At 67.3% G+C, this 5,843-nt stretch carries 7 protein-coding genes and 1 pseudogene; all 8 read right to left on the bottom strand.

Features of this window, described 5'->3' with window-relative positions:
- Nucleotides 1-617, bottom strand: a pseudogene (locus ACLJRU_RS23075) (cytochrome c-type biogenesis protein CcmH); the annotation flags it as partial.
- Nucleotides 614-1,171 (bottom strand): thiol:disulfide interchange protein DsbE, encoded by a 558-nt coding sequence (gene dsbE / locus ACLJRU_RS23070; protein ID WP_001540476.1) that lies wholly within the window; start codon nt 1,169-1,171, stop codon nt 614-616. The pseudogene ACLJRU_RS23075 and the gene dsbE, both read right to left, overlap by 4 nt.
- Nucleotides 1,168-3,099: a heme lyase CcmF/NrfE family subunit gene (locus ACLJRU_RS23065; RefSeq protein ID WP_000982522.1), complete on the bottom strand. Its 1,932-nt coding sequence runs from the start codon at nt 3,097-3,099 to the stop codon at nt 1,168-1,170. Before ACLJRU_RS23065 ends, dsbE begins: the two co-directional genes overlap by 4 nt.
- Nucleotides 3,096-3,575 (bottom strand): cytochrome c maturation protein CcmE, encoded by a 480-nt coding sequence (gene ccmE / locus ACLJRU_RS23060; protein WP_023235078.1) that lies wholly within the window; start codon nt 3,573-3,575, stop codon nt 3,096-3,098. Before ccmE ends, ACLJRU_RS23065 begins: the two co-directional genes overlap by 4 nt.
- Nucleotides 3,572-3,784 (bottom strand): heme exporter protein CcmD, encoded by a 213-nt coding sequence (gene ccmD, locus ACLJRU_RS23055; RefSeq protein ID WP_000074110.1) that lies wholly within the window; start codon nt 3,782-3,784, stop codon nt 3,572-3,574. The genes ccmE and ccmD overlap by 4 nt, the downstream gene beginning before the upstream one ends.
- Nucleotides 3,781-4,518 carry a heme ABC transporter permease gene (locus tag ACLJRU_RS23050; RefSeq protein WP_000266003.1) on the bottom strand — a complete coding sequence of 246 codons (738 nt, stop codon included), beginning with the start codon at nt 4,516-4,518 and terminating at the stop codon, nt 3,781-3,783. The genes ccmD and ACLJRU_RS23050 overlap by 4 nt, the downstream gene beginning before the upstream one ends.
- A 51-nt stretch (nt 4,519-4,569) precedes the next feature.
- The gene (gene ccmB, locus ACLJRU_RS23045) at nt 4,570-5,229 is read right to left on the bottom strand and encodes a heme exporter protein CcmB (protein ID WP_000990038.1); all 660 of its coding nucleotides are present in this window, start codon (nt 5,227-5,229) and stop codon (nt 4,570-4,572) included.
- Nucleotides 5,226-5,843, bottom strand: a 618-nt coding sequence (ccmA, locus tag ACLJRU_RS23040; RefSeq protein WP_000888531.1) for a cytochrome c biogenesis heme-transporting ATPase CcmA, incomplete at its 5' end; no start/stop codon positions are given. The genes ccmA and ccmB, both read right to left, overlap by 4 nt.

Genomic DNA, 5,843 nt, shown 5'->3' with positions numbered 1-5,843 from the left:
GCGGTTATCCTCCGGGTCGGACGAGCGCGTCAGCGCCTCCGCGTAGCCCAGCGCCGCATCGCGGTTTTTCGGGTCCAGGTGGTAGGCGTTCGCATACGCCCCGGTGGCGGTACCGGCATTACCCAGTACCATACCGGTGCGCCCCAGCATGAGCCAGCCCTCAACATTGCCGGCATCATTTTGCAGGCGGGTGCGCAGCCCCAGCGCCAGCCGCGCCATCTCCTCCTCATTCAGCGGGTGCGGGCGACGATTATCCACCCGCCCGCCACGATGGCGGCCAGCGGCAGCACCCACAGCAGCACCGTCAGCGGGGTCAGCGGCGGGTCGTAGGTGACGAAGTTGCCGTAGCGCGCCACCATATAATCGATGATTTCCTGGCGGCTCTTCCCCTCCTGCATCAGGTCATACACCCTGCGACGCATGTCGGTGGCTATCATCGCGTTCGAGTCCGCAATGCTGTTGTTCTGGCATTTCGGGCAGCGCAGCTGCTCCGTGAGCTGGCGGAACTGCTGCTCCTGCGCTTCATCTTTAAACGGCATCACGTCGGTGGTTGCCCGCGCTGACCCGGCGATAACCAGCGCCAGCATCAGCATCACCATGCCCGGTAACAGTCTCATTGCGCCGCCTCCCGGCTGTATCTGTCCCACAGCGGTTTCAGTTCACTTTCCCATACCCGGGCATTCAAATCGCCCGCATGGCGGTAGCGGATAATCCCGTTGCCGTCGATGAGGAAGGTTTCCGGCGCGCCGTACACGCCCAGGTCCAGCCCCAGCATCCCGTCGCTGTCCGATAAACTCAGCGCATACGGGTTGCCCAGTTCTTTTAACCAGGCCACCGCCTTCGCCCGGTCGTCCTTATAGTTCAGCCCGACCACCCGGATACCCTGCGCAGAAAGCTGGTTCAGGTACTGATGCTCGGCGCGGCAGGTCGGGCACCAGGTGGCCCAGACGTTAAGCAGCACCGGTTTCCCCTGCGTCAGCACCTCCGCCTGATAGTACTGACCCGGCGTCTCCAGCGATTCCAGGCGGAACACCGGCACCGGCTTTCCGGTCAGCGCCGATTCGAGATTCGTCGGGTCATCCCCCTGCGCGTTGCGCGCCAGCTGCCACAGCAGCGCCGCGGCAATCAGCAGAAAAATCAGCAGCGGTAATAACAGTACGTTGCGTTTCATCCGGCCTCCGGCAATGGTTTACGGCGGCGGTAGCGCGGGTCCGCCAGGCACAGCAGCCCGCCCAGCGCCATCAGCAGTCCCCCGGCCCATATCCAGCGGACAAACGGTTTGTAGTACAGGCGCACGGCCCACGCGCCGTTGTCCAGCTCCTCCCCGAGCGCGGCGTACAGGTCGCGGGTCAGCCCGCCGTCAATCGCCGCCTCGGTCATCACCATCCGGCTGGTGTTGTAGAGCCGTTTCTCCGCGTGCAGCACCGCCTCCGGCTCGCCGTGGCGCGTCACCCCGATGAGGGCCACCCCGCCGCGGTAGTTGGGGCCGGTGATGTCCCGCACCTCCCGGAAGGTGAAGCGGTAGTCGTGAATGGTCACGCTGTCGCCCGCCCGCATCCGCACGTCACGCTCCACGCTGTAATTCTGGCTGAAGGCGATGCCGGTAATCGTCACCGCCAGCCCGAGGTGCGCCGCCACCATTCCCCAGTAGCTGAGAGAGGTTTTCGTGCCGCGGGACACGCGCTGTACGGCTTCGGCCACCGCCAGCACCGCAATCCAGCAGGCCATCGCCATCCCCACCGCCGTCATGGCGATGATTTTATCTTCCAGCAGCCACGGCAAAAGTACCGACAGCACCAGGGTGGTGACAACGGCAGCCCACAGCAGTTTCCTGATGTTACGCGGCCGGTCCCGGCCCCAGCGCACCAGCGGCCCCACCCCCAGCAGCAGGGCAAAGGGGACCATCAGCCAGGTGAACATGGTGTTAAAGAACGGCTCCCCCACCGAAATGCTGCCCAGCCCCAGCTGTTTGTGCACCAGCGGCAGCAGGGTGCCCAGCAGCACCACCAGCATGGCGGCCATCAGCAGGACGTTGTTGCCGAGCAGCAGCGACTCGCGCGACCACAGCGCGTTGTTCACCCGCGAACGCACCCTGTGCCCGCGCACGGCGAACAGCAGCAGCGAGCCGCCGGTGACCAGCACCATAAAGGCGAGGATAAACATTCCGCGCGCCGGGTCGGAGGCGAAGGCGTGCACCGACACCAGCACCCCGGAGCGCACCAGGAAGGTGCCCAGCAGGCACAGCGAGAAGGCGCAGATGGACAGCAGCAGCGTCCACGCCTTAAAGCCGGCGCGCTGTTCCGTGACCGCCATCGAGTGCAGCAGGGCGGTGCCCGCCAGCCACGGCATAAAGGAGGCGTTCTCCACCGGGTCCCAGAACCACCAGCCGCCCCAGCCCAGCTCGTAGTAGGCCCACGCCGAGCCGAGCACGATGCCCAGCGTCAGGAACACCCACGCCGCCAGCGTCCACGGGCGGGCAAAACGGGTGAACGCGCTGTCCAGACGCCCGCTCAGCAGCGCGGCGATGGCGAAGGCGAAGGCCACCGAGAAGCCGACATAGCCCATGTACAGCAGCGGCGGGTGGAAAATCAGCCCCGGGTCCTGCAGCAGCGGGTTCAGGTCGCGCCCCTCCACCGGAAAGGCCGGCAGCGTGCGGGCGAACGGGCCGGAGGTGAACAGGATGAACGCCAGAAAACCGGCGCAGACCATCCCCATCACCGCCAGCACCCGGGCGACGATATCCGCCGGCACCTGCCGGCTGAACACCGCCACCGCCAGGGTCCAGCCGCTCATCAGCAGCACCCACAGCAGCAGCGAGCCCTCGTGCGCCCCCCAGGTGGCGGCCACCCGATACCACACCGGCAGCTGCGTGTTCGAGTTGCCGGCGACATAGGCCACGGTGAAGTCGTTAACCACAAAGGCGTGCACCAGCACGAAAAACGCGCCCGCCACGCAGATAAACAGCAGCCAGGCGAACACCCCGGCCGACGCCATCATCCGCGCGTCGCCGCGCGCCACGCCCCACAGCGGGTAAACGGACAGCAGCAGCGCCACGCCGAGCGCCAGGCACAGCAGCGCGTGGCCGTATTCAGGCATCATGATGAGGTGTCCTTATCAACGCGTTGCGGGCGGCGGTGGTTTTCCTGCATCGCCTTTTCCACTTCCGGCGGGGTGTAGTTCTCGTCATGCTTGGCCAGCACCTCGTGCGCCAGGACGTGGTTGCCCTTCTCCAGGGTGCCCTGCACCACCACCCCCTGCCCCTCGCGGAACAGGTCCGGCAGTATCCCCTCATAGCTCACCGTCACCGCCCCTTCGGCGTCGTAGAGGCTGAAGTTCACCTTCAGCGAGTCCGGGTCGCGCCTGACGCTGCCGGGCATCACCATCCCGCCGACGCGCAGGCGCTGGCCCACCGCCGGCAGCTGCTGCGTCTCGCGCTTGCCGTAGAGAATTTCGCCGGGGGTATAGAACAGGTCGATATTCGCGCGCAGCGCGTACAGGACCAGGGCGGTGGTCAGCGCCAGGCCCGCCAGCACCGCGCAGACCACCCATAGCCGGTTTTTACGTCGCAGGTTCACGCGGCCTCCTGTTGCGCCTGTGCGGCACGCATCCGCGCCTCGCGCGCCCGCTGCTGCGCCACGCCGCGCAGAATGGCCCGGCGCTGCAGCACCGTGTGCAGCGCCAGCAGCGCCAGCGGCGCCACGGTCATCGCCACCGCCAGCCAGACAAAAAAGGCGTACCCGCCCATGGCGAAAAAATCGCTCCACGATGAAAATGCCGGACTCACCGGTGCCCCCTTTTCAGTATCAGTTCGCTCACCCACGGGCGGCGTTTTTCCATCAGTAAAATCAGGTTGCGCATCCGCATCAGCGAAAGCGTCATAAAGAGCAGCAGGAAGCCGGCGATGGCCCAGCGCAGCGGCGAGCGCATCGCCGGGTCGATGCTCTGCTGCATCCGCGTCGAGCCCTGGTGCAGGGTGTTCCACCACTCGACGGAATAGTGGATAACCGGCAGGTTCACCACGCCGACCAGCACCAGAATGCCCGCCGCGCGCCCGGCCATTTTACGGTCGTCAAAGGCGTGCCACAGGGCGATGACCCCGGCGTAGAGAAACAGCAGCACCAGCTCCGAGGTCAGGCGCGCGTCCCACACCCACCAGGTGCCCCACATCGGTTTGCCCCACGCCGCGCCGGTGACCAGCGCGATGAAGGTGTACACCGCCCCCACCGGCGCCATCGCCGCGACGGCAAGGCTGGCCATTTTCATCTGCCAGACCAGCCCGGTAAACGCCGCCACCGCCATCGCCGCATAGATACCCATTGACCAGATGGCCGCCGGGACATGCAGGTACATAATGCGGTAGCTCTCCCCCTGCTGGTAGTCCGCCGGGGCGAAACCAAAGCCCCGGACCCAGCCGGTGGCCAGCGCGATGATGCCGGCCGCCGCCAGCCACGGCACGAGCCTGCCGCAAATCTGATACAGCCGGGGCGGCGCCGCCAGCTGATGAAGGGTTTTCCACATAGTCGTCACCTGACCTCCTGAAACCAGTAAAATGTCCGTCGTGCCGGGGCGCTACTGCGTACTGATGCGCAGCGCCGCCGCGGTGGCGAACGGGCTTAACGTCGCGCTGCCCGCCAGCAGTGCCCCCAGCACCGCCAGATAGCCGTCAACGGGTAAATGCATCGATGCCGCGTCCATCGCCGCGGTGGCGAAAATCAGCACCGGGACACTCAGCGGCAGCACCAGAATGCCCAGCAGGACGCCGCCGCGCCGCAGGCCGGCCGTCAGCGCAACGCCCGGCGCGGCGAGAAACCCCAGCGCCGGCGTGCCGAGCAGCAGCGTCAGCGCCATGATTTTCCAGCCGTACACGTCCATCCCCAGCAGCAGCGCCACCAGCGGGGAGAGCATCATCAGCGGCAGGCCGGTCACCGCCCAGTGCGCCAGCACCTTCGCCAGCACCACCGCCGGCAGCGGCACCGGCAGCAGCATCAGCTGCTCCAGGCTGCCGTCCTGCAGGTCGTCGCGAAACAGCCGCTCCAGCGCCAGCAGCGAGGCCAGCAGCGCCGCCACCTGGATAATGCCCGGCGCGATACGCGCCAGCAGCTGCGGCTGCGGCCCGACGCTTAACGGAAACAGGGTGATGACCATCAGGAAGAACCACAGCGGGCCGGCGATGTCCGCGCCGTGGCGGAACGCCACGCGCAGCTCGAGACAGAAGACACGCCACATCACAGCCCTGCCCCCCCGCCGGTCAGCGCCAGGCGGCGGACGGTGTCCGCGGCCCCCGGCAGCGGCTGGTGGGTGGTGAGAATGACCATCCCGCCCTGCGCCGTGTGCGCCGCCATCCGCCGGGTGAGGCGCGCCACGCCGTTAACGTCAATGGCGGTGAACGGCTCGTCGAGCACCCACAGCGCGGCGCGGGTCAGCCACAGGCGGGCCAGCGCCACCCGGCGCTGCTGCCCGGCCGAGAGCCGGGCGACCGGCACGTCCTCAAATCCCGCCAGCCCGGCCTGCGCCAGCGCCTCCGGGAGACGCGCGCCGTCGCCGGGGTGGAAGAAGTGCAGGTTCTCCCGCGCCGTCAGGCGGGTTTTTATCCCCGGCTGGTGCCCTATCCACAGCAGACTGCGATGGAAGCTGTCGCGCACGCGGCGCAGGGGCTCGCCCTGCCAGTACACCTCCCCGCCGTCCGGGCGCGCCAGCCCGGTCAGCAGGCGCAGCAGGGTGGTTTTTCCGGCGCCGTTGCCGCCGGTGACCTGCACCCACTCCCCGGCGTCCACGGTGAACGACAGCCCGCGAAACAGCGTCCTCTCGTCCCGCTCGCAGTACAGATCTCTGGCTTCAAGCAT

The sequence above is a fragment of the Salmonella sp. SAL00653 genome (assembly GCF_046552515.1).
In the GTDB taxonomy this organism is placed as follows: domain Bacteria; phylum Pseudomonadota; class Gammaproteobacteria; order Enterobacterales; family Enterobacteriaceae; genus Salmonella; species Salmonella enterica.
This window is presented reverse-complemented; position numbering and strand designations above follow the sequence as displayed.